The following is a 21,725-nucleotide window of genomic DNA, read 5'->3' as shown; positions in this document are numbered from 1 at the left end:
TTGATCTGGGGCGCAGACAGATAAAGCCCGGATCATGCGACGCGCAATCCGGCCCTCCACATCAGCGCCGTCTCGAACAGCACCGCCCTCTCCAGGTCATGGCCGGGCTTGGTCCCGGCCAGCCACGGAAACGTCGAAAGCCATGGCTGTGGGCGTGGGTGGCCGGGGCAAGCCCGGTCATGACGGGGCGAGCGAAGCGTTCAACTCCGTCGCGGCATTTGCGGCCAACTCTAACAATGGCTGATCAGCGCCCAAAGAAAAACCCCGCGGCTTGCACCGCGGGGCTTTCGTGTCGATCAGAAAATCGATTCTCAGTGCGCCAGGATCGCCAGCAGCAGCAAGGCCACGATGTTGGTGATCTTGATCATCGGGTTCACCGCGGGACCCGCGGTATCCTTGTAGGGATCGCCGACGGTGTCGCCGGTCACCGCGGCCTTATGGGCGTCGGAGCCCTTGCCGCCGAAATGGCCGTCTTCGATGTACTTCTTGGCGTTGTCCCAGGCGCCGCCGCCCGAGGTCATCGAGATCGCGACGAACAGGCCGGTGACGATGACGCCGAGCAGCATGGCGCCGACTGCGGAGAACGCCGCCGACTTGCCGTCGGCACCGCCGCCGGCAATGAAGTAGATCGCGAAGTAGACGAAGATCGGCGACAGCACCGGCAGCAGCGACGGGATGATCATTTCCTTGATCGCCGCCTTGGTCAGAAGGTCGACCGCGCGGCCGTAATCCGGCTTGTCGGTGCCCTTCATGATGCCCGGCTTCTCGCGGAACTGACGACGCACTTCCTCGACGATCGCGCCGGCGGCGCGGCCGACCGCGGTCATGCCCATCGCACCGAACAGGTAGGGCAGCAGGCCGCCGAACAACAGGCCGACCACGACGTAGGGGTTGTTCAGCGAGAAGTCCGGCAGCACGCCCTGGAAGTAGGGATACTGCGCGCCGTTGGCGATGAAGAACTTGAGGTCTTCGTTATAGGCGGCGAACAGCACCAGCGCGCCGAGACCGGCGGAGCCGATCGCGTAGCCCTTGGTGACCGCCTTGGTGGTGTTGCCGACGGCGTCGAGCGCGTCGGTGGCCTTGCGGACTTCCTTGGGAAGGCCGGCCATTTCGGCAAGACCTGCATACCTCTGCAGAGAAAAAGGCATTCGGATCGATGAAACGATCAATTAAGCCGCATCCAACCTAGTACCCAAATTATGGCAAATGACGGCATCTCTCAGAGCGGCGGCGCCCTCCTCCTGACTGTCGTGCGTTTCTGAGATGACAGTGAAGTCCATCCGCGAAGCAACACATAGGCGAGCAAGGGCAGCAGCTACGGGTTCCACTCGCGGATGAAACAGCCCATCCCGAGATTGCTCTCCCGGCGTGGAAGTCCCGAAAAGCGATTGTTGAGCTAACGGCGGATACCGATCATGAATGGCTCGGTGTTGAATTTCGCCACGCTGACCAAAATGGATCGGCGTATAATGAAAATGGATTCGTAAATTGTCTCTTGATTGCAGATACAATTCTAGTTGTGACGCAATGGCATCAACAGCTGCGGGATCTTCGAGCGTCCCTAGTGTGCGAGCATGCACGTGGCCAAAGTCGATGCAGGGGAATGTGCCGTCAAGCCGGGTACAAATTTCCAGGATCTCGTCAACCGAACCGAGCTGCCCGACTTTGCCGGCTGTTTCCACAAAGAGCCCAATGTCGGTCCGACCTATTGAATTCAAGCAATTTCCAGTATTCTCCACGAATCGTTCGAGAGGCTCACTACCGCTCGCCCCGTATAGCGGACCAGGATGCAGCACGATCGTCCTTGCCCCAAGACGTTCAGCTGCCTCATACGTGCGCTTTAGCGTATCCTCGGATTGCAGAATCTTCGCCGGATCGTCGCTTGTAAAGACAATGAAGTACGAAGCGTGAACAGACAGCCGCACCCCAGTGGCCTCAGACATCTGACGAAAGAGGACGCAATTCTCGGCAGTCATTCGCGGACCATACGTCATCTGCAACTCGAACGCATCGAGTTGCAGATCGACGAGCCAATGCAGGACATCGAACCTGTTCTTTCTATACTTCGACTCCTTGAATGCAGGGGGGAAGCCTGCAACTCCAAATCGGATCATCAAGCCGCTTTCGATGAATTGGGGTGTGTCAACACTTCATCAATAAGCATGCCAGTTGCGACTGATTCTACCAAGGCCCAACCGACCCCGGACGCCAGAGCCTGTACGATACCCCTGGATAGCCCCGCAGCATCCCCTATAATGGACAGCCCTTCGACATTGGTCTGAAAACCTGTGGATAGACTAGGCAAGGGCCAATAACGATCCACCGCTGGGCCATAAATCTTTACAGCTTCTCCGGGAATTGATGTTCCGAACATGTCCACCTGCTTTCCGGCGACTACCGCGTCCAAGAGTTCCGCCATCAACGATTTGTGCCGATCGGATGGCCAAACGGGAACGCTCGCAAGTATAGTCGCCGCGGAGGGACCGCCTTCAGCGCTGACCTCGCCGAGGAGAAGGCTCTGCCCAGAACGAACGTTCACAAACCGGCACCACTCGTCGAGTTGCTCTGAGGTTAGCAGTTGAGATGATCGAACCATCAGAGCAACATTCGTAACGTCACTGAGACCACTCACAAACGCCCCGTCGGCGAAGAAGCCATTCCCAAACTTTACTGGCACTATGTGTCCGCCCCGACAGGCGCAGAATGTTCGGGAAGTTCCCAATTCCCCGTGATCGACTTTAAACTTTGGATCGTTTTGATAGAAGAAAGATTCGCTAAATAAGCCGGTGCGTGCTTCCAGTCGAATTCCCACATCGGTCTCCGCCTCGACATATGACACGCCAAGAGAATCAAGCGTCCGTCGGATAAATTTGTGCCCCGATCGCCCTGTTCCCAATACCAGCTTTGACGTTTTGACCTTTTCCCCTGAGGCGAGTTGAAGTTCAAAGCCCTCAGCCCCTTTTTGAACGGACGCAACTGCCGCATCCGAGCGCAATTCAACAGAATGGGATAGCTCGGCCAACAACTTGGCGATAAGAGCCCCATACTCCGATCGGAACAACACATCGGCTGAGTAGAATTTGCGACGAACTGTCCCAACAGGAAACTCCGACACCTCGGGCGGCCCGGGATCGCGGCCCAACAGTTGAGCTATGATATCCTCCACCTGCAAACGCACTTCCTGCGGAACTAAGGACAATGTCTCCGAACTGGCCGGAAAACGGCACATCTTGTTCCCGAATCCAGCGCTTGAGCCGCCGACGCCCATCGTCACCCGGCACCCGCTCTTGCTGCAATCTGTGCAGGTGCGACGCCGCATTCCTGGACATCCTCGATGCTTTAGCGTGCCGCCTGCCTCCAATATTAGGATACACGCCCCCGGCTGGCTTTTCGAAAGCAGACCTGCGGCAATCAATGAGGCCGGACCTGCACCGATAAAAACATAATCCCAGTTCATCGATCTCTGCCTTCGCCATTTGTAGGCTTGTTCCCAGAAGCGCGATCTGAAGTCCCGCCCGGCGATGCCGTCCGAGTAATCCTTTTCTCTAGGTCGGAAATCCTCTGGATCGCATGCTTCAATGATTCCTCGTTCTCTGTAGACTTCTCGCGGACTTCTTTCACACTTTCTTTCAACCGTGAATTCTCGCTTCGCACGGACTCCGATAGCGCCTTGGCTTCCTCAATCACTGCGGTCGGTTGAGGGTGTGCGGCCGGAAACATCCGCTTAAAGACATATGGAGCGAGGTTAAATGCAAAGGGGGCTAGCACCGTTATGACGCCCGTCACCAACACGGTCAGTAGGATCGTATAAAATGCGATGTTGCGAGGGCGCGCTTCGCGAATTTCTTCTTCAATCTTGGCATTACTCTCCTTGATATGTGTCAGCATTTGATCGAGAGTGCTCTTCACCGCGATCGACCGCACAAAATCTTTCATCTCAACAGGCTTGTCGCGCGATGGAACAATCGCCTCTTTACTAGTATAGTAGAACTCAATGGTGAAAAGTCGGTACTCAAGATCTTTGTATTTGATTTTGACCGGCTCGCCAGTGATGTTCTGCAGTAAGGCAAACAATCGTCCATAGTAACCAGGCTCGACCTGAGTACCCATTTGTACAAACAGACCTCGGAGCGCCTGCCTAATTCGAAGGTTGAACTTTCCAACTACAACCGGCGGAAGCCTGACTATCTCGTACGTCGAAACCACTACGCTTGAAAATGGTTCGACAATCAACTCGCCTGCGTTCTTGCAGTCCAATATCCTGAAATTTCGTGTCCCCCGTTCTACTATACCCGGCGACACGTATTCGGCCCCCAGCCGCATATCGTAGCTCGCCGGCTTAAAACAATCAGCGTTGTCCTTGTCCTCTCCATCAGGAAATTCAATTAGTTTAAGACCTTGAATTTCGCTCTTAATCAGTACGCCGGATGGATTGGGAGGGTTTGAAGTGACCATGATGATGTTCCGGAATGCGCATCGACTACCCCCCGACGGGAAATAGTTCGTAGAAGAAAATCTGCTGATCTGTTGTTATTGCGACCTCGGAATAGAAGCGCGGAAGAGGAACCCGCCTGAGATAGGAAAGAACCCGTCGTACAAGCCTTTCGGTAGATGGTGCATAGTCGCCAATGTATACAACTGCATCACAGCGTCGATTGCCTGAGACGCGAAGCGAGACCTCTGGCATTTCAGTGCCGTCCGAGATTCCTTTTTGTGACCCATGTTTGCCTTCGACAGTAAAGGCGTCGGCGTCAAAAACAACATTGAAGGACATGATGAACTTCCAAGAGGGATAGACTATGTAGAATTCCCCCTTGCCGAACATATTCGACCTCTCATTGAGAACTCGCAAAATTTCCTCGACCGGAAGATTGTTCGCAAAGAAGCCGCCCGTTTCGCGCTGGCCGTCTGTACGACAAGTTCTAATTGTCCACCCGAAAGGGCGCTCAGAAAGACATAGTTTTGCGATTTCTCCGTGGTTTCGCACTTCTTCCCAATTCGGGGTCGGTAAACCAAATGAACGCAGGGCTCGTAGACCATTCAGACGCCTCGATTCAGACATGATCCAGGCTTTCGATCACCGTCGCTGCCCGCTGAATGATGGTCCCACGAGCGACGACAGTTCTCCCTCCAAAATATGATAAAAGCCGCTCTGCTTCTGAATCAATATGACGTTGGTATTTCTCATCGGGGGGGCGCACCTCGTCCTGCGGCAGTGGAAATTCGACAGGAAGATAGACGTAAAGGTCCACAGTCTTAGCTTCCGCGAAGACCAACTCATGCAGCATCTCCACAAAGTGAGGCCGGATGTGCTCAGACGAGTTGTGTGTGTACAAGTAGAGATCGAAGAGAGAGCGGTCTGCCAGGACCAATTCGGATTGACACTCCCTAACTGTCTTCAGATAGGTCTGGATATATGCTATGAATCCTTCTTCGGTCATTTCGTCGTTGACCTTGAACCCTCGTCGGACAAGTTCCCTTGCCGTTTCTGGAATGAGACGCACGCTCCGTGACGCCCCCAACTCGGAAGTCAAGTGTTCTGCCAGAGTCGTTTTTCCGACCCCGTGAGATCCAGTCAAGACGATGAAGGTCAATTGATGCCTCCAAATTGCGATGAACCAAGGACTGCATAGGACTTAAGTTCAGGCAGCATTGCCGACTTTAGGTGCCAACAGGAGGCGGCCCCGCAAGTTCGATTGAAAGCAGGCTTGTGATCTACCGGCAACAGAAAACCCCGCGGTTCGCACCGCGGGGTTTTGGCTTCAAGTCGTGACAGCTCAGTGCGCCAGGATCGCCAGCAGCAGCAAGGCCACGATGTTGGTGATCTTGATCATCGGGTTGACGGCCGGGCCGGCCGTATCCTTGTAGGGATCGCCGACGGTGTCGCCGGTCACCGCGGCCTTATGGGCGTCGGAGCCCTTGCCGCCGAAGTGGCCGTCTTCGATGTACTTCTTGGCGTTGTCCCAGGCGCCGCCGCCCGAGGTCATCGAGATCGCGACGAACAGCCCGGTGACGATCACGCCGAGCAGCATGGCGCCGACCGCGGAGAACGCCGCCGACTTGCCGTCGGCACCGCCGCCGGCAATGAAGTAGATCGCGAAGTAGACGAAGATCGGCGACAGCACCGGCAGCAGCGACGGGATGATCATTTCCTTGATCGCCGCCTTGGTCAGAAGGTCGACCGCGCGGCCGTAATCCGGCTTGTCGGTGCCCTTCATGATGCCCGGCTTCTCGCGGAACTGACGACGCACTTCCTCGACGATCGCGCCGGCGGCGCGGCCGACCGCGGTCATGCCCATCGCACCGAACAGGTAGGGCAGCAGGCCGCCGAACAACAGGCCGACCACGACGTAGGGGTTGTTCAGCGAGAAGTCCGGCAGCACGCCCTGGAAGTAGGGATACTGCGCGCCGTTGGCGATGAAGAACTTGAGGTCTTCGTTATAGGCGGCGAACAGCACCAGCGCGCCGAGACCGGCGGAGCCGATCGCGTAGCCCTTGGTGACCGCCTTGGTGGTGTTGCCGACGGCGTCGAGCGCGTCGGTGGCCTTGCGGACTTCCTTGGGAAGGCCGGCCATTTCGGCAATGCCGCCGGCATTGTCGGTGACCGGACCGAAGGCGTCGAGCGCCACGATCATGCCGGCCAAGGCCAGCATCGTGGTGGTGGCAATGGCGATGCCGAACAGGCCGGCGAGGCTGTGGGTGACCAGAATGCCGGCGATGATCACCATCGCCGGGCCGGCGGTGGATTCCATCGAGATGGCGAGGCCCTGGATCACGTTGGTGCCGTGGCCGGTGACCGAGGAATGCGCGATCGACTTGACCGGGCGGAAATCGGTGCCGGTGTAGTATTCGGTGATGACGATGATCAGACCGGTGACCACCAGGCCGACCACGCCGCATTCGAACAGCGCAAAGCCGGTGTAGCTGACGCCGGTCAGCGGACCGAAGCCAACCAGCCCGTAGATCACGCCGGCCACCGCGAACAGCGACAGCACGCCGGTGGCGATCAGGCCCTTGTACAAGGCGCCCATGATCGACTGCGAGGCACCGAGCTTGACGAAGAAGGTGCCGGCGATCGAGGTCAGGATGCAGGCGCCGCCGATGGCCAGCGGCAAGGTCATCATGTTGACCAGCAGGTCGGGGGCGCTGGCGAAGAAGATCGCCGCCAGCACCATGGTGGCGACCGCGGTCACCGCATAGGTCTCGAACAAGTCGGCGGCCATGCCGGCGCAGTCGCCGACGTTGTCGCCGACGTTGTCGGCGATGGTGGCCGGGTTGCGCGGATCGTCTTCCGGAATGCCGGCTTCGACCTTGCCGACCAGATCGCCGCCGACGTCCGCACCCTTGGTGAAGATGCCGCCGCCGAGCCGGGCGAAGATCGAGATCAGCGAGGCGCCGAAGCCGAGCGCGACCAGCGCGTCGACCACGGTGCGGCTGTTGGCGGTCAGCCCGAGATAGTGCGTCAGGAAGGCGAAGTAGATGGTGACGCCGAGCAGCGCCAGACCGGCGACCAGCATGCCGGTGATGGCGCCGGCCTTGAAGGCGAGCTCAAGCCCGCCGGCCAGCGACACCGTCGCGGCCTGCGCGGTGCGGACGTTGGCGCGCACCGAGACGTTCATGCCGATGAAGCCCGCGGCGCCCGACAGGATGGCGCCGATCAGGAAGCCGACCGCCACCAACACGCCGAGGAAGTAGTACAGCAGCGCGAAGATCACGATGCCGACCAGGCCGATGGTCATGTATTGCCGCTTCAGATAGGCCTGCGCGCCTTCACGCACCGCGGCGGCGATTTCCTGCATCCGCGGATTGCCCGCATCCGCGCTCAATACCGACGACGTCGCCCAGATGGCGTAGACAATGGAAAGCGCCCCGCAGAGCACAATCACCCATAATGCTGTCATTGATTTTGCCTCAGGTCCTTGGACTTGCCCCGCGTCCAGAACCGCGGCAGCGGAGGACGCACAAAAACAAGGCTCGCTCTGCTTAAAGGGCGGCCTCAAATCGGCGGGGACCATGCCAAAATCGCAACCGCGGTGCAACGCTGCGAAGGTCATAAATGTTTATTTTTGGAATGATTTCGGCAACGCTCGATCGGCTTCGGCGGCGCCGTGCCGCTAGAAGTGGCTGTACGACAAGGCTGACAACGCGATCGGGCGACCTTCGGCGTCGCTGAATTGCGGCGTGGCGGCGCCGTCCGTGATCCGGCCGATCACCGTCACCATGACCCCGGCCCGGCGCGCATCGGCCTGAAATGCGTCCAGCCGAGCCTGTGGCACCGTGCAGAGAATCTCGTAGTCGTCGCCCCCGGCGATCAATTGCGCGATTCGTCCGGCCCCCGCCGCCAACACCGCGCGAGCGGCCTCCGACAGCGGAACAGCCGCGGCGTCGATCGCGGCCGAGACCGCGGAGACGGCGCACAGCTTGGCGAGGTCGCCGGCCAGACCGTCGGAGACGTCCATCGCGGCCGAGGCATGGTCGCGGACCGCTTGCGCCAATGCGCTGCGCGGCTGCGGCTCGCGGTAGCGTTGCACCAAAGCGGCGCGGGCCTCGCCCGAGACCGCGCCAGCCGCCGGCCCACCCTTGAGGATATCCAGCCCGAGCGCGGCGTCGCCGATGGTACCGGAGACCACGACATGGTCGCCCGGCCTGGCGCCGGCACGGCGCACCATGCGGCCCGCCGGCACCCGGCCGAACGCGGTGACCGAGATCATCAGCGGCCCCGGCGTCGACACGGTGTCGCCGCCGAGCAGCGGGCAGCCGAACGCCGCGGCATCCTCGCCGAGCGCTTTTGCAAATGGCGCCAGCCAGGACTCCTCGGCGCTGCGCAGCGCCAGGGTGAGCAGGAAGCCCGCGGGCGAAGCGCCCTTGGCGGCCAAGTCCGACAGGTTCACCCGCAGCGCCTTGCGGGCGATGCTCTCGGGCGGATCGTCGGGCAGGAAATGCACGCCCTCGACGATGGCGTCGGTGGTCAGCACCAGATCGTCGCCCGACGACGTCAGGATCGCGCAGTCGTCGCTGAGCCCGAACGCGCCGGCGTGGTTCGCCAGCGGCTTGAAGTAGCGCGCGATCAGGTTGTCTTCAGCGGAAGCCATGCCTTGCCATCCATCGCACCGACGGCCGCAGCAGCACATCCTCTGCCGACAGCCTGACCAGAACCGCCGCGATGGCGATCCGGGATTTCGCTCAACCCGTCATGGCCGCGCTTGTCGCGGCCATCCACGCCCGCAAGCGAGACTTTCGATGTTTCCGTGGATGGCCGGGACGAGCCCGGCCAAGACGCGGAGAGTGCGGTGATCATTCGAAGAGGTTGCCCGCGATGAAGCCTCATTTCGGCCTGCGCGAAAGACGGCCGCTCCGATCAACGCAGCTAGCCCCGCGAAAACTCATCGGCGCGAAACTGCCGCGCGATCTGGTCGAGCACCGCGTTGACCATGCCGGTTTCCTCGCCCTCGACGAAGGCGTTGGCGACGTCGACATATTCCGACACCACGACGCGCGCCGGCACGTCCTTGCGGTGTTCGAGCTCGTAGGCGCCGGCCCGCATCACCGCGCGCAAAATCGCGTCGATCCGCGCCAGCGGCCAGCCCTTGGCGAGTGCGACGTCGATCAACGGATCGAGCTTGGCCTGGTCGCGCACCACGCCGGACACCACGTCCTGGAAGAACGCCTGCTCGGCCGGCAGATACTGATCGCCCTCGACCTCGTTGCCGAGCCAATGGCTTTCGAACTCGGCGAAGATGTCGTTGAGGCCGGCGCCGCCGACGTCCATCTGGTACAGCGCCTGCACCGCGGCGAGCCGCGCCGCGCCGCGGCGGTTGGCTTTCTTCTCGCCCTTCGGCGCGGGCTTGTTGTCGATGGTCTTTTTCATCTCGGCCATGATGCCGTTCTGCTCCGCGTCAGACGGCGTTTGATCCGCAGCATCGCCAGCGCCGCCCGCGCCGCGTCGCCGCCCTTGTTGAGTTCGGAGGCCCGCGCGCGCGCCCAGGCCTGTTCGTCGGTGTTCACCGTGATGATGCCGTTGCCGAGCGGAAATTTCCGCGTCACCGCAAGGTCCATCAGCGCCCGCGACGATTCCATCGAGACGATCTCGAAATGGATGGTGTCGCCGCGCACCACGCAGCCCAGCGCAATCGCCGCGTCATAGGGTTGGCCGTCTGCTTCCGCGGCATCCAGCGCGATCGCGATCGCGGCGGGAATTTCCAGCGCGCCCGGCACGGTGAGGATGTCGTGGCCGACGCCGGCAGCCTCGAGTTCGGCCAGCGCGCCTTCCAGCAGCGCGTCCTGAATATCATCGTAGAACCGCGCCTCGACGATCAGCGCGCGGGCGCCGGAAACGTCGGTCTGGTCCTGCAACTGAGCGCGTCGCGCGTCCGCCATCGTGGATCCGTCATGAATGTGAATTGCGCACGGGTTTTAGGCGTGCCGCCGGCCAAAGCCAACAGCAAAGCGCGCGCTATTTCATTTCCGCGAGCCGCGCTGCGTAACGCGCCATCAGGTCGATTTCGAGGTTGATCGCGCTGCCGGGCTGCCAGTTTGACAGCGTGGTGACCTCCAGCGTGTGCGGGATGATCAAGACCGAAAACGTGGTGTCGACCGCAGTGTTGACGGTCAGCGACACGCCGTCCAGCGTCACCGAGCCCTTGGCGGCGATAAACCGCGCCAGGTCGCGCGATGTGGTCAATTCGAACCGCGCCATCTCGGGCAGCTCTTCGCGCGAGACCACGGTGGCGATGCCGTCGACATGGCCGGTGACGATATGGCCGCCGAGTTCGTCGCCGATCTTCAGCGCGCGCTCCAGGTTCAGCCGGGTGCCGACCCGCCAGTGCTTGGCGGAGGTGACGGCCAGCGTCTCAGCGCCGGCGTCGACCTCGTACCAGGTCTTGCCGTTGTCCAGGCCGCTGCCGACCACGGTGAGGCAGATGCCGTTGGCGGCGATCGAGGCGCCGTCGGCGATGCCCGCGCGATCGTAGCCGCAGGCGATCCGCAGCCGGTGCAGGCTGCCCTGCGCGGTGGGGGTCAGGGCTGTGATCTCGCCCTGGTCGGTGATGATGCCGGTGAACATTTTAGCTGCGCTCGTAGATGGTGAGGGAATCGGGGCCCAGCGTTTCGCTGGTGCGGATCTTGAAAGCGGCGGCGGCGGTGATGACGCTGAGCGGCAGGCCGTCGAGCGCGGCCACGCCGCCCTCGCCGATCGTCATTGCGCCGCGCAGCAACCAGACCTCGTCGACCAAATCGGCCGCGACCAACGACGAAGCGACCCGGGCGCCGCCCTCGACCAGAAGCCGCGTGATCCCGTTGCCGGCCAGCGCCTGCAGCACCGCGGGCAGATCGAGCCCCGGCATGGCGTCGCAATCGGCGACGTGGATGATCTGCGCGCCGGCGGCGCCGAGCTTGGCGGCGGCCGCGGCTTCGGCGATTTCAGACGCTAGCAGCCAAAGCGGCGTGCTCCGCGCCGAATGCACCAGGCGGCTGTCGCCGGGCAGCCGCAGCGCGCGGTCCAGCACCACCCGCACCGGCGAGCGCTTCTCCATGCCGGGCAACCGGCAGGTCAACAGCGGGTCGTCGGCCAGCGCGGTGCGGATGCCGATCAGGATGGCGTCGCATTGCGCGCGCAGCAGATGCACCCGCGCCCGCGCCGCCTCGCCGGTGATCGCGGTCGGCTGGCCGGGCGTGGCGGCGATCTTGTCATCGGAGGAAACCGCGAGCTTCAGGATCACATGCGGCCGGCCGTCGCGCACCCGGCGAAAATGCCCGGCGTGGTCGTGCGCGGCCTCGGCGGCGCCGAGCCCGACATCGACCCGGATGCCGGCGGCGCGCAGCCTGGCATGGCCCTGCCCGGCCACTTGCGGATTGGGGTCTTCGATCGCCGACACCACCCGGGCCAGGCCGGCGGCGATCACCGCGTCGGCGCAGGGCGGCGTCTTGCCGTGATGCGAGCACGGTTCCAGCGTGACGTAGAGAGTTGCCCCCCGCGCGGCGAGGCCGGCGCGGTTCAGCGCCTCGATTTCGGCATGCGGCCGTCCGCCGGGCTGGGTCCAGCCGCGGCCGACGATCACGCCGTCTTTGACGATCACCGCGCCGACCGCCGGATTGGGCGCGGTGCGGCCCTGCCCGCGACGCCCCAGCGACAGCGCCAGCTGCATGAAGCGCAGGTCGGCGGCCTTCGCCTGATGGATCTTGTCGGCGTATTGATCTTCCAGGATGCGGAAGATCATTTCAGCCGCAACGCGGCCAGCCGCGCCATCTCGTCGCCGGACAATTCGCCGAGCACCGCCTCGAAATCCTTCGCCTCGCGAAAATTGCGATACACCGAGGCGAACCGCACATAGGCGACGTCGTCGAGCTTGCGCAGATGCTCCATCACGATCTCGCCGATCGCCTCCGAGGAAATCTCCGCCTCGCCGGCGCTTTCCAATTCGCGCACGATCGCCGAGACCATCTTCTCGACCTTTTCCGGCTCCACCGGGCGCTTGCGCAGGCTGATCTGCACCGAGCGCACCAGCTTGTCGCGGTCGAACGGCACCCGGCGGCCGTTGCGCTTGATCACCGTCAGCTCGCGCAGCTGCACCCGCTCGAAGGTGGTGAAGCGGAAGTTGCAGGCCATGCAGACCCGCCGCCTGCGAATGACGGCGGAGTCCTCAGTGGGACGGGAGTCCTTAACCTGGGTATCGAGGCTACTGCAACTCGGACAGCGCATGCGGAGTCCTTAAAGGATCAGAGACCCTTACTGATAGATCGGGAAGCGATCGGTGAGCTCCTTGACCCGTGCCTTGACCGCGGCTTCGACCAACGGCGCGGTGCCGTCTTCGGACTGCGCGATGGCGTTCAGCACCTCGGCGATCATGCCGCCGACCTGCTGGAATTCGGCGACGCCGAAGCCGCGGGTGGTGGCCGCCGGAGTTCCCAAGCGAATGCCCGAGGTGACGAACGGCTTTTCCGGATCGTAGGGAATGCCGTTCTTGTTGCAGGTGATGCCGGCGCGGACCAGCGCCTTCTCGGACACATTGCCCTTCAGGCTCTTCGGCCGCAGATCGACCAGCATCAGATGGTTGTCGGTGCCGCCGGAGACGATATCGAAGCCGTGGCCGCGCAGGGTTTCCGCAAGCGCCTTGGCATTTTCGACGACGTTCTTCGCGTAGACCTTGAAGTCCGGCTGCAGCGCTTCCTTGAACGCCACGGCCTTCGCGGCGATGACATGCATCAGCGGGCCGCCCTGCAGCCCGGGGAAGATCGCCGAATTGAACTTCTTGGCCAGCGCCTCGTCATTGGTGAGGATCAACCCGCCGCGCGGGCCGCGCAGCGATTTGTGCGTGGTGGTGGTGACGACATGGGCGTGCGGCACCGGGTTGGCATGGACGCCGCCGGCGACGAGGCCAGCGAAATGCGCCATATCGACCATGAAATAGGCCCCGACACTGTCGGCAATCTCGCGGAACCGCTTGAAGTCCCAGGCCCGCGAATAGGCCGACCCACCAGCGATGATCAGCTTCGGCTTGTTGGCCTCGGCGATCTTGGCGACCTCGTCCATGTCGATGATGCCGTCTTCGCGGCGCACGCCGTAATGCACCGGCTTGAACCATTTGCCGGACATGTTGACCGAAGAGCCATGGGTGAGATGGCCGCCGGCGGCGAGATCAAGCCCCATGAAGGTGTCGCCTGGCTGCAGCAGGGCCAGGAATACCGCCTGGTTCATCTGGCTGCCGGAATTCGGCTGCACATTGGCAAAACCGGCGCCGAACAGCTTTTTGGCGCGCTCGATCGCCAGATTCTCGGCGACGTCGACGAATTCGCAGCCGCCGTAATAGCGGTGGCCGGGATAGCCCTCGGCGTATTTATTGGTCATCACCGAGCCCTGGGCTTCCATCACCGCGCGGCTGACGATGTTCTCCGAGGCGATCAGTTCGATCTCGTGGCGCTGCCGGCCGAGTTCGCCCGCAATCGCCGCGGCGATCTCCGGATCGGCATCGGCAATCGTGGCGGAAAAGAACGAGTCGGGGGCGGAGGCGGTGGCGGCGGACTTAGCGGCGGGCTTGGCGGATGCGCTCATGAGTGAAATATCTCCATCGCCGCAACCCCTTAGCCGATCAGGCGGCATGAGTGCGGGCGGCTGTCTGGTGCGGTCGGAAGCTGGCAGGGCAATATCATATCCGGCCAAAATGGCCAAGGTTTTGCGTCTGCCGCGGGATATTTAAGCAAGATATGGTGGATGCGCCAGGGCGGCGGGGGCTTTCAGGAACTCTGTTGGCGACCAAGCCAAAGAGGCTAGTGCTCTACTTGGCGAGTGGTCGCCTCAGGGGAAAGCGATGTCCCACAACGTGTTCGTATCGCATGGCTGGCACGACCGCTGGATCGCGCGACAGATGGCAAGAATGATCGTCGAGAGGACCGGGGCGGAGGTCTTCATCGACATCTTCGACATCAAGAGCGGCGATCGGATCGAACAACGCGTCCATGCCGGCCCGATCGGCTGTACGGAATTGGTGTCTCTGTTGACGTCCTGGTCGGCCGATCGAACCTATATTGGCGAACTAGCCGAACGCGTGAAGGGTGCCGTCGATGTCTGAAGGCGACAAGCGGGTTTTCATTTCCTGCGCGCAGGAAGATCGCGACTTCGCGCATCAGCTCGGTGACCTGTTGAAGCAGCGCGGGGTCTCGGTCGCTGGGGACCTCGACACCGCTTTCGGAGGCGATTGGGCCGACGGGTTGCGTCGGCGGATCGAGGACGCCGCCGCGCTGGTGTTGCTGATTCCATCGCAAAACGCACCAAACCGTAACACCATCTGGTTCGAGGCCGGCGCCGCCAAGGCGCTCGGCAAACCGGTGCTTGCGGTGCTGCCGCCTTCGCGCGACGCCGGCGCCACCGAGCTGCCGACCGACCTCGCCGGCCTGCTGCTACTCGACGTTGATCGTCGCTCGCTGGAAAGCGTGGCTGATACTTTGGTCCAGGCGGTGCCGGCGGAAAAGCTGCAGCTGTTCGCGGAGCATTGATCGCGGCTGTCGGCGTTGCGCAAGGCAGCCTGCGACGCGGCCGGGATGATCTGGTTCGGAAGCCGGCATCAAACTGCGTTGGTCCGGGCGCAGCTTCAAAATGGATTGATACGCGCCGCAAAATCGTGCCAGCCGGACCATGAGGCCGGCGCTCGCCTTTGAGACTTATGTTGCGGTAGCAACACTTTGCAGCGTCATCCTGAGGTGTTCGCCGGACAGCGCGCTTGCGCTGTCGGGCGGGCCTCGAAGGATCCGGCGACGAGTGCCCGTGTCCGCATCCTTCGAGGCCCTCGCGTTGCTCGGGCACCTCAGGATGACGGCGTCTGTATTGAAGCTGACGCGGTGCCGATCGACGTCAGGCGCCAACCAAAACACGCGCCTTGCCTGCCCCCCGAAAACCTCACATCGCGATCTGGCTGTGGCCGCATTCCTTGCAGGCGTATTTCACCCGGGTCTCGCCCTTCGGCGCGGAGATCTTGTTGGCGGCGCCGCACTTGCCGCAGGTCGCCATGATCCGGGTGTCGCCCTGCTTGACCACGACGGCCTTGCGTTCCATCGCCTCGCGCATCAGCCGCTCGGCCTCCGCGCGCATCGCCGCCTTATCCATGACTCACAACCCCTCACCGAATGCCGACCTCTTATCCCGCAATGCCGCCGGCGCCAACAATTCGATTGACCCAAACGGCAAATTGGATTAAATTCCTAGTCGTCCTGTCCGTGAGGGGCGCTTTCGCGAGGCGTCACGTTAGCGGGACAGAGCGAGCGGTGGGGCGACCCACCGATCGCTACCGAAAGGGAGCTTGCTCTCCTTCGGTCGACGCGGCGTCCCGCGCTGGTGCCTCGCAAGCATCACTCGGGAGGCCCCAGGTCACCGTCCGGGCCCACTACGAGGCTCTGCCACTTGCTGGTTGGCTGGACGCGGGACAGGTGAACGGCGAGAGATCGCCGGGATCAGTGGTGCGGAGTGCATCGCGCCTGTCCCCGGAAGCACGGTCCCGGGGCCCATAATCGCCGCAGGTGGGCGCGCCGCAAGGCGACGCGCGGTCGCGGCTGGCCTTGCGAGGCGAGCCGCAGCACCGCGAAACATCTACCCCCGCGCCATGCGGCGCGCCTCCCCCCTCATCGCGGTGAGGGGCACTTCGCAAAGCTCGGGCGCGTGGCGCCGCGAGATCGCGAGCGGCTATCCGTAACTGATCGTGGCTGTTTGACATTTTGGACGCATCGGCGGGCCGATCGCCGCCCATTTCAGCGTCATCCTGAGGAGCCCGGCGCAGCGCGCAGCGCGACGCCGGGCGTCTCGAAGGATGGCCGCGGGCGTAGCGCAGCCACAGGCCGGGGCGACCGCATCGATGCGCAGCCGCATCCTTCGAGGCCCTCGCTGCGCTCGGGCGCCTCAGGATGACGACGCTCAGGATGACGACGCTGGGCTTTGGATCGTCAGCAACCCAATCAGCGTCATCCTGAGGAGCCCGGCAAAGCGCGCAGCGCGACGCCGGGCGTCTCGAAGGATGGCCGCGGGCCTGGCGCAGCCCCAGAGCGGGGCACGTCGCGCGGCCGCCCTGCCCTCAGATCCCGGCTACAGTCCGCCTTGCCGGGAGACGTTGCTGCCGTCCTGCTCGCGCAGATAGACCAGTCCGCAGACCGTCAGCCGGTCGACGTCGGTTTCGCCGCCCTCGACCAGGGTGCGGATGTAATTTTCCACCCGCGGCTGCGCCGCGATGGCGGCCTCGCGGTTGGTCAGCAGGCCGTAAGTCTGGACGATGCGGTCGATCGCGGGTTTCATGAGGCTCCTGGCGTGGGCGCGCGCTGCGCGGCTTCGAATTTGGCGATCGCCCGGTTGGCGAGGCTCAGTTGATGGGTGTCGCCGCGCTCGAACATCTTGACGATGGTTTCGCGCAGCGCGTCATGGGTTGCGGCGTCGTCCGGGATTGTCCCGGTCCGGCGCAGATAAAAAGCGGCGATGTCGTAGGCTTTGCCGATCACGTCGACAGTCATGACGTGCAGGCCGCGCTCAACCAGCATGGCTCGAACTCCCCGTGACTTCGGATCATTAAGCTGCGGTGCGGGAGAAGGTTCCCCGACTCGGGAACTTTTTCCAAAGCGGCCTGCCGGGCTCTGCAAAGCAAAACGGCCCTCCATGGGAGGGCCGCGTCGACGAGGCAAGTCAGGATGGCGCGTGGCTGCCTTTGATTGGCAGGCCGGGTGGCTGGAGAACCCACCGGCGATCCTTGGCGCCATCCTGGAAAGGCTCAGAGGCTCAAAGCCGATACAGGATCTGGTCGGTCCAGAACCGCTCCAGCCGATGCAGCGACTTGTTCAGCGTGGCGAACTCGTCGTTGGAGATGCCGCCGACCTGCTCGACGGTCTTGACGTGCTTCTGATACAGCGCATCGACGATGTGGCGGATCTCCTGGCCCTGCGTGGTGAGCCGGATGCGCACCGAGCGGCGATCCACCCGCGAACGCTGATGATCGAGGAAGCCGAGTTCGACCAGCTTCTTCAAATTGTAGGAGACGTTGGAGCCGAGGTAGTAGCCGCGGGTGCGCAGCTCGCCGGCGGTCAATTCCTTGTCGCCGATGTTGTACAGCAACAGCGCCTGCACCGAGTTGATATCAGAGCGTCCGCGGCGGTCGAACTCGTCCTTGATCACGTCGAGCAGCCGGCGATGCAGCCGTTCCACCAAGGTCAGCGCTTCGAGATAGAGTGGCTGCACCGGCGTGACGCCGGACGCGGTCGAAGCGGTTTCCACCGCCGTGGCAACGGCTTTGATCATGACATACCCCTGTTGTCTTTTTTGTCGACTTTTTCGACGAAACTTGTGTCCCGTCTGATAGCCACAACTTAAGCGGGGCGTTTGAAGATCCGCTTAAATAAGACAATAAAGAGATCATGAATTTAAGACAGTGAATCGCGCATTAAGCTTGCAAATCAAGGACTTTTCGCAACCTTTCCTTGACGTTTGAAGCCCTTCGTTCACGCTTCGTCTGCCGCGGTGTCGCATTCGAAGACAGCATCGTTCAAATTCGAAAGGTTCGCGTAACACAGATGACCACGCTGTTAGGGTGACCGAATTCTTGACGGCGAAAAACAGTAAAACAAATTCGCCCGTCGCCGCACTGCCGGGCTTTACCAATGTGGCGCGCGCATCCGGCGAGCGAAACGATGCGAGCGACGATGCGCGAGGAGCGCCGCGCAAAGCCGCGGCGCGTGATGCAGAGGCGGGAAAAAATCGAGGCCGCAACTCAAGGCGCGGCGAGGCTATGGCGGACGTTCGCGCGCCGCCATCCAGGCCAGCGCCAGATAGGCCGACAGCAACAGCGCTTCGATCGCCACCACCAGCAGGCTGCCGCCGTAGATCGCCGGAAACATCAGCTCGATCACCGCCATCGACACCACGGTGGTGAGCCAGACCACCGCGCCCCACGGCGTCGCCAGCCACAGCCCGACCGCGGCGACCAGTTCGATCACCGCGAAATAGACCGTGGCGGTCTGCCAGGCCATCGGCTGATATTCGAAGGCGTCGTCCTCGCCGCCGACGAAGCCGGTGACCTGGGCCCAGTGATACAGCCCCTTGGCGACCGCGAGCACCGCCATCACCCGCAGGAACAGCACAAGCCGCCTCGTCCAGACGTTGTCGTCGGACTGCGGGCGTTCGTGCGACATCGCGGCGACGGATATCGCGCTATCTCGGCTCTGGTCGCGGTTGGACGTGTCAGACATGCGGGTCGCTGCTCATCGTGGGATGGCCCTCCGGGCGCGAGTCATGCAACCTCGATCCCGCAAAATCAATCGCAGTTGCGGCAAATCAAGAGCACTATGACCAGATAATGCCAAACTGGCAGGCTATAGTCCGTCAAATCATCCCCAGGAGTGACGTTACAATGGCGATCAAATTTGGCCGTCCGATCGAGATGCGCGATACCCCGCGGCACGAGGCCTCCGCCGCCCCGGCGCTCGATCTGGTGGTCCGACCGCGCCGCAACCGCAAGTCCGAATGGGCGCGGCGGCTGGTGCGCGAAAACGTGCTGACCACCGACGACCTGATCTGGCCGATGTTCGTGATCGACGGCGACAACAAGCGCGCGCCGGTCGGCTCGATGCCCGGCGTCGAGCGGCTCAGCGTCGACCAGGTGGTGCGCGCCGCCGAGCGCGCCATGAAACTCGAGATTCCCTGCATCGCCCTGTTCCCGTTCACCGAGCCGTCGTTGCGCGACGAGTTGGGCACCGAAGCCACCAACGCCGACAATCTGGTGTGCAAGGCGGTGCGCGCCTTGAAGCAGGAATTCCCGGATCTCGGGGTGTTGTGCGACGTGGCGCTCGACCCGTTCACCAGCCACGGCCATGACGGCCTGCTGCGCGACGGCAAGATCCTCAACGACGAGACCGTCGAGGTTTTGGTGCAGCAGTCGCTGGTGCAGGCGCAGGCCGGCTGCGACATCATCGCGCCCTCCGACATGATGGACGGCCGGATCGGCGCGATCCGCGAGGCGCTGGATGCCAACGGCTTCCTCGACGTGCAGATCATGGCCTATGCGGCGAAATACGCTTCCGCCTTCTACGGCCCGTTCCGCGACGCGATCGGCTCGGCCAAGGCGTTGACCGGCGACAAGCGCACCTACCAGATGGACGCCGCCAATTCCGACGAAGCCTTGCGCGAGGTCGAACTCGACCTCGCCGAAGGCGCCGACATGGTGATGGTGAAGCCCGGCATGCCCTATCTCGACATCGTGCGCCGGGTGAAGGAGACCTTCGCGGTGCCGACCTTCGCCTATCAGGTGTCCGGCGAATACGCGATGATCGCCGCCGCCGCTGCGAACGGCTGGATCGACGGCGAGCGGGCGATGATGGAAAGCCTGCTCGGCTTCAAGCGCGCCGGCGCCGACGGGGTGCTGACCTATTTCGCACCCGCCGCCGCCGAGAAGCTGAAGAAGCACGGCTGAACCGGCTGCGCGCTGCGCCAAAACATCGCGTGCGGCCGGTGTCGGCCGCACGCCGGAGCCGCCGCTGAACGAGGACGCGACTGCCGCGGTGGCGCGCGAAATGGCGCCGGGAACCAGGTTGCGGGCTTGCCCGGCGCGCCGGGACTTGTAACCGCGCGCGGCCGTCTCCATGTCCTGCGACGTACCAGGTCAACCAACCTGGGCCAGGAGCACCGACCGATGTCTGAGCGCCCGACGATGTCTGACAATGGTTCTCGCGACAACTCTGGCTGGCACGACGACGGCATTGATCCGCGAGAGCCGGCGTTCGATCCCTGGCTGCAGCCGGAACTGTTTCGCGGCGTGCTGACCCGCCGGGTGCTGGCATTCCTGATCGACCTGGTGCTGCTGGCGATCCCGATCATTCTGGCCGTGGTGTTCATCAGCGTGTTCGGGGTGTTCACCCTGGGGCTCGGCTGGGCGCTGTTCTGGCTGGTGTCGCCGGCCTCGGTGATCTGGGCGCTGATCTATTACGGCGCCACGCTGGGCGGGCCGTATTCGGCCACGGTCGGGATGCGGGTGATGGATCTGGAAATGCGCACCTGGTACGGCGAGCCGAGCTATTTCGTGATGGGCGCGGTGCACGCGATCCTGTTCTGGGTGTCGATCACCATGCTGTCGCCGTTCGTGCTGTTGGTCGGGCTGTTCAACGGCCGCCGCCGGCTGCTGCACGACATCGTGCTCGGAACCGTGATCGTCAACAGCTCGGCGCTGGGCCACGGCGCCGAACCGCTGCGATCGTTCTAATTGCGAACAAACCGCATTGACCGGCGGGGCCGAGAGCGCGATGCTGGCGACGCGCACCACAGCTGACAAGTAACCGCGTAGCTTTGCTGGCAGATGGAGGTTGACCGGATTCCGTGACTCAACACTCGCGTGACACCCCGCAGTTCTACCTGACGGCGCCGTCGCCCTGCCCCTATCTGCCGGGGCGGCACGAACGCAAGGTGTTCACCCATTTGGTGGGCGGCAAGGCCGGCGAGCTCAACGACCTTTTGACCCATGGCGGCTTCCGGCGCAGCCAATCGATCGCCTACCGGCCGGCCTGCGACCAGTGCCGCGCCTGCGTCTCGGTGCGGGTGGTGGCCAACGAGTTTCGCGCCTCGCGCGGCCAGCGCAAGATCCTGGCCCGCAACGCCGACGTGATCGGCGAACTGCGCAGCGCGGTGCCGACCTCGGAGCAATACTCGGTGTTCCGCGCCTATCTCGACCGCCGCCACCGCCACGGCGGCATGGCCGACATGACCGTCTTGGACTACGCCATGATGGTCGAGGACAGCCACGTCAAAACCAGGATCATCGAATATCGTCGCCGCGGCCCGGACAGCGGCATCACCGGCCGCGGCGAGGATCTGTTGGCGGTGGCTTTGACCGACATCCTCAATGACGGGCTGTCGATGGTGTACTCGTTCTTCGAGCCCGGCGAGGACAGCCGCTCGCTCGGCACCTTCATGATCCTCGACCACATCGCCCGCGCCCGCCGGCTCGGCCTGCCTTACGTTTATCTGGGCTACTGGATCGAAGGCTCCAAGAAGATGGACTACAAGGGCCGTTACCTGCCGCAGCAGCGCCTGGCGCCCAGCGGCTGGATCCGCGTCGACGCCTCAGGCGAAAGCGCGGTCGAGCCGCAGGATTAGAAGGCGAACAGCGAATAGCGAATAGCGAATAGCGAAGATGAGTAGAGCGTAGCCCGGATGAGCGCAGCGAAATCCGGGAAGCAACGCTCACGGTGTCCCCGGATTTCGCTGCGCTCATCCG

At 62.9% G+C, this 21,725-nt stretch carries 23 protein-coding genes and 1 pseudogene; 5 read left to right on the top strand and 19 right to left on the bottom strand.

Features of this window, described 5'->3' with window-relative positions:
* Window positions 1-311 precede the first annotated feature (311 nt).
* From RPC_RS13370 to glyA, 14 genes and pseudogenes are all read right to left on the bottom strand, one after another.
* Window positions 312-1,121: pseudogene (locus RPC_RS13370) on the bottom strand (sodium/proton-translocating pyrophosphatase); the annotation flags it as partial.
* 48 nt (window positions 1,122-1,169) lie between these two features.
* Entirely contained in the window at window positions 1,170-2,114 is a 945-nt protein-coding gene (locus RPC_RS13365; protein WP_041801802.1) for a TIM barrel protein, read from the bottom strand.
* Entirely contained in the window at window positions 2,114-3,457 is a 1,344-nt protein-coding gene (locus RPC_RS26210) for a hypothetical protein (protein WP_011473114.1), read from the bottom strand. The genes RPC_RS13365 and RPC_RS26210 overlap by 1 nt, the downstream gene beginning before the upstream one ends.
* Entirely contained in the window at window positions 3,454-4,455 is a 1,002-nt protein-coding gene (locus RPC_RS13360) for a dCTP deaminase domain-containing protein (RefSeq protein WP_011473113.1), read from the bottom strand. Before RPC_RS13360 ends, RPC_RS26210 begins: the two co-directional genes overlap by 4 nt.
* A gap of 25 nt (window positions 4,456-4,480) precedes the next feature.
* Window positions 4,481-5,062: a hypothetical protein gene (locus RPC_RS26205; protein WP_157043205.1), complete on the bottom strand. Its 582-nt coding sequence runs from the start codon at window positions 5,060-5,062 to the stop codon at window positions 4,481-4,483.
* Complete coding sequence (locus tag RPC_RS13350) at window positions 5,055-5,594, bottom strand: ATP/GTP-binding protein (RefSeq protein ID WP_041801796.1); 540 nt, start codon at window positions 5,592-5,594, stop codon at window positions 5,055-5,057. Before RPC_RS13350 ends, RPC_RS26205 begins: the two co-directional genes overlap by 8 nt.
* 183 nt (window positions 5,595-5,777) lie before the next feature.
* Window positions 5,778-7,901, bottom strand: a complete 2,124-nt coding sequence (locus tag RPC_RS13345; protein WP_011473112.1) for a sodium-translocating pyrophosphatase — start codon at window positions 7,899-7,901, stop codon at window positions 5,778-5,780.
* Between the two features lie 213 nt (window positions 7,902-8,114).
* The gene (gene thiL / locus RPC_RS13340; RefSeq protein ID WP_041801794.1) at window positions 8,115-9,092 is read right to left on the bottom strand and encodes a thiamine-phosphate kinase; all 978 of its coding nucleotides are present in this window, start codon (window positions 9,090-9,092) and stop codon (window positions 8,115-8,117) included.
* Between the two features lie 275 nt (window positions 9,093-9,367).
* Window positions 9,368-9,877 carry a transcription antitermination factor NusB gene (gene nusB / locus RPC_RS13335; protein ID WP_011473110.1) on the bottom strand — a complete coding sequence of 170 codons (510 nt, stop codon included), beginning with the start codon at window positions 9,875-9,877 and terminating at the stop codon, window positions 9,368-9,370.
* Window positions 9,865-10,377, bottom strand: coding sequence for a 6,7-dimethyl-8-ribityllumazine synthase (ribH, locus tag RPC_RS13330; RefSeq protein ID WP_011473109.1), 513 nt, complete (start codon window positions 10,375-10,377; stop codon window positions 9,865-9,867). The genes nusB and ribH overlap by 13 nt, the downstream gene beginning before the upstream one ends.
* A 76-nt stretch (window positions 10,378-10,453) precedes the next feature.
* Window positions 10,454-11,062 (bottom strand): riboflavin synthase, encoded by a 609-nt coding sequence (locus tag RPC_RS13325; RefSeq protein WP_011473108.1) that lies wholly within the window; start codon window positions 11,060-11,062, stop codon window positions 10,454-10,456.
* A gap of 1 nt (window position 11,063) precedes the next feature.
* A complete protein-coding gene (gene ribD, locus RPC_RS13320; RefSeq protein WP_011473107.1) occupies window positions 11,064-12,215 on the bottom strand; it encodes a bifunctional diaminohydroxyphosphoribosylaminopyrimidine deaminase/5-amino-6-(5-phosphoribosylamino)uracil reductase RibD in 1,152 nt (383 codons plus the stop codon).
* Entirely contained in the window at window positions 12,212-12,697 is a 486-nt protein-coding gene (gene nrdR / locus RPC_RS13315; RefSeq protein WP_011473106.1) for a transcriptional regulator NrdR, read from the bottom strand. The genes ribD and nrdR overlap by 4 nt, the downstream gene beginning before the upstream one ends.
* A 27-nt stretch (window positions 12,698-12,724) precedes the next feature.
* Window positions 12,725-14,047, bottom strand: a complete 1,323-nt coding sequence (gene glyA / locus RPC_RS13310) for a serine hydroxymethyltransferase (RefSeq protein ID WP_011473105.1) — start codon at window positions 14,045-14,047, stop codon at window positions 12,725-12,727.
* Window positions 14,048-14,303: 256 nt separating this feature from the next.
* On the opposite strand from glyA, the gene RPC_RS13305 reads away from it, so the two are divergent.
* Both RPC_RS13305 and RPC_RS13300 read left to right on the top strand, forming a co-directional pair.
* Window positions 14,304-14,564 (top strand): TIR domain-containing protein, encoded by a 261-nt coding sequence (locus RPC_RS13305; RefSeq protein WP_011473104.1) that lies wholly within the window; start codon window positions 14,304-14,306, stop codon window positions 14,562-14,564.
* A complete protein-coding gene (locus RPC_RS13300) occupies window positions 14,557-14,988 on the top strand; it encodes a toll/interleukin-1 receptor domain-containing protein (RefSeq protein ID WP_011473103.1) in 432 nt (143 codons plus the stop codon). The genes RPC_RS13305 and RPC_RS13300 overlap by 8 nt, the downstream gene beginning before the upstream one ends.
* A gap of 400 nt (window positions 14,989-15,388) precedes the next feature.
* On the opposite strand, the gene RPC_RS13295 is transcribed toward RPC_RS13300, so the two are convergent.
* From RPC_RS13295 to RPC_RS13275, 5 genes are all read right to left on the bottom strand, one after another.
* Entirely contained in the window at window positions 15,389-15,595 is a 207-nt protein-coding gene (locus tag RPC_RS13295; protein WP_011473102.1) for a hypothetical protein, read from the bottom strand.
* 969 nt (window positions 15,596-16,564) lie between these two features.
* Window positions 16,565-16,771 (bottom strand): hypothetical protein, encoded by a 207-nt coding sequence (locus tag RPC_RS13290; protein ID WP_011473101.1) that lies wholly within the window; start codon window positions 16,769-16,771, stop codon window positions 16,565-16,567.
* Window positions 16,768-17,127: a hypothetical protein gene (locus RPC_RS13285; protein ID WP_415914706.1), complete on the bottom strand. Its 360-nt coding sequence runs from the start codon at window positions 17,125-17,127 to the stop codon at window positions 16,768-16,770. The genes RPC_RS13290 and RPC_RS13285 overlap by 4 nt, the downstream gene beginning before the upstream one ends.
* A gap of 118 nt (window positions 17,128-17,245) precedes the next feature.
* On the bottom strand, window positions 17,246-17,761 hold the full coding sequence (gene ldtR / locus RPC_RS13280) for a transcriptional regulator LdtR (protein WP_011473099.1): 516 nt from the start codon (window positions 17,759-17,761) through the stop codon (window positions 17,246-17,248).
* A 485-nt stretch (window positions 17,762-18,246) separates the two neighbouring features.
* Window positions 18,247-18,708: a DUF6163 family protein gene (locus RPC_RS13275; RefSeq protein ID WP_011473098.1), complete on the bottom strand. Its 462-nt coding sequence runs from the start codon at window positions 18,706-18,708 to the stop codon at window positions 18,247-18,249.
* 161 nt (window positions 18,709-18,869) lie between these two features.
* Between RPC_RS13275 and hemB the strand changes: the two genes are divergently transcribed.
* The 3 genes from hemB (at window position 18,870) to RPC_RS13260 (ending at window position 21,604) form a co-directional block, all read left to right on the top strand.
* Window positions 18,870-19,928, top strand: a complete 1,059-nt coding sequence (gene hemB / locus RPC_RS13270) for a porphobilinogen synthase (protein ID WP_011473097.1) — start codon at window positions 18,870-18,872, stop codon at window positions 19,926-19,928.
* A 237-nt stretch (window positions 19,929-20,165) separates the two neighbouring features.
* The gene (locus RPC_RS13265; RefSeq protein ID WP_041801792.1) at window positions 20,166-20,714 is read left to right on the top strand and encodes an RDD family protein; all 549 of its coding nucleotides are present in this window, start codon (window positions 20,166-20,168) and stop codon (window positions 20,712-20,714) included.
* A 113-nt stretch (window positions 20,715-20,827) separates the two neighbouring features.
* Window positions 20,828-21,604: an arginyltransferase gene (locus RPC_RS13260; RefSeq protein ID WP_011473095.1), complete on the top strand. Its 777-nt coding sequence runs from the start codon at window positions 20,828-20,830 to the stop codon at window positions 21,602-21,604.
* Window positions 21,605-21,725 lie beyond the last annotated feature (121 nt).

It is taken from the genome of Rhodopseudomonas palustris BisB18 (assembly GCF_000013745.1).
GTDB classification, from domain to species: domain Bacteria; phylum Pseudomonadota; class Alphaproteobacteria; order Rhizobiales; family Xanthobacteraceae; genus Rhodopseudomonas_A; species Rhodopseudomonas_A palustris_F.
Note: the sequence above shows the minus strand (reverse complement) of the source record. Positions and strands in the feature narration are given on the sequence as shown.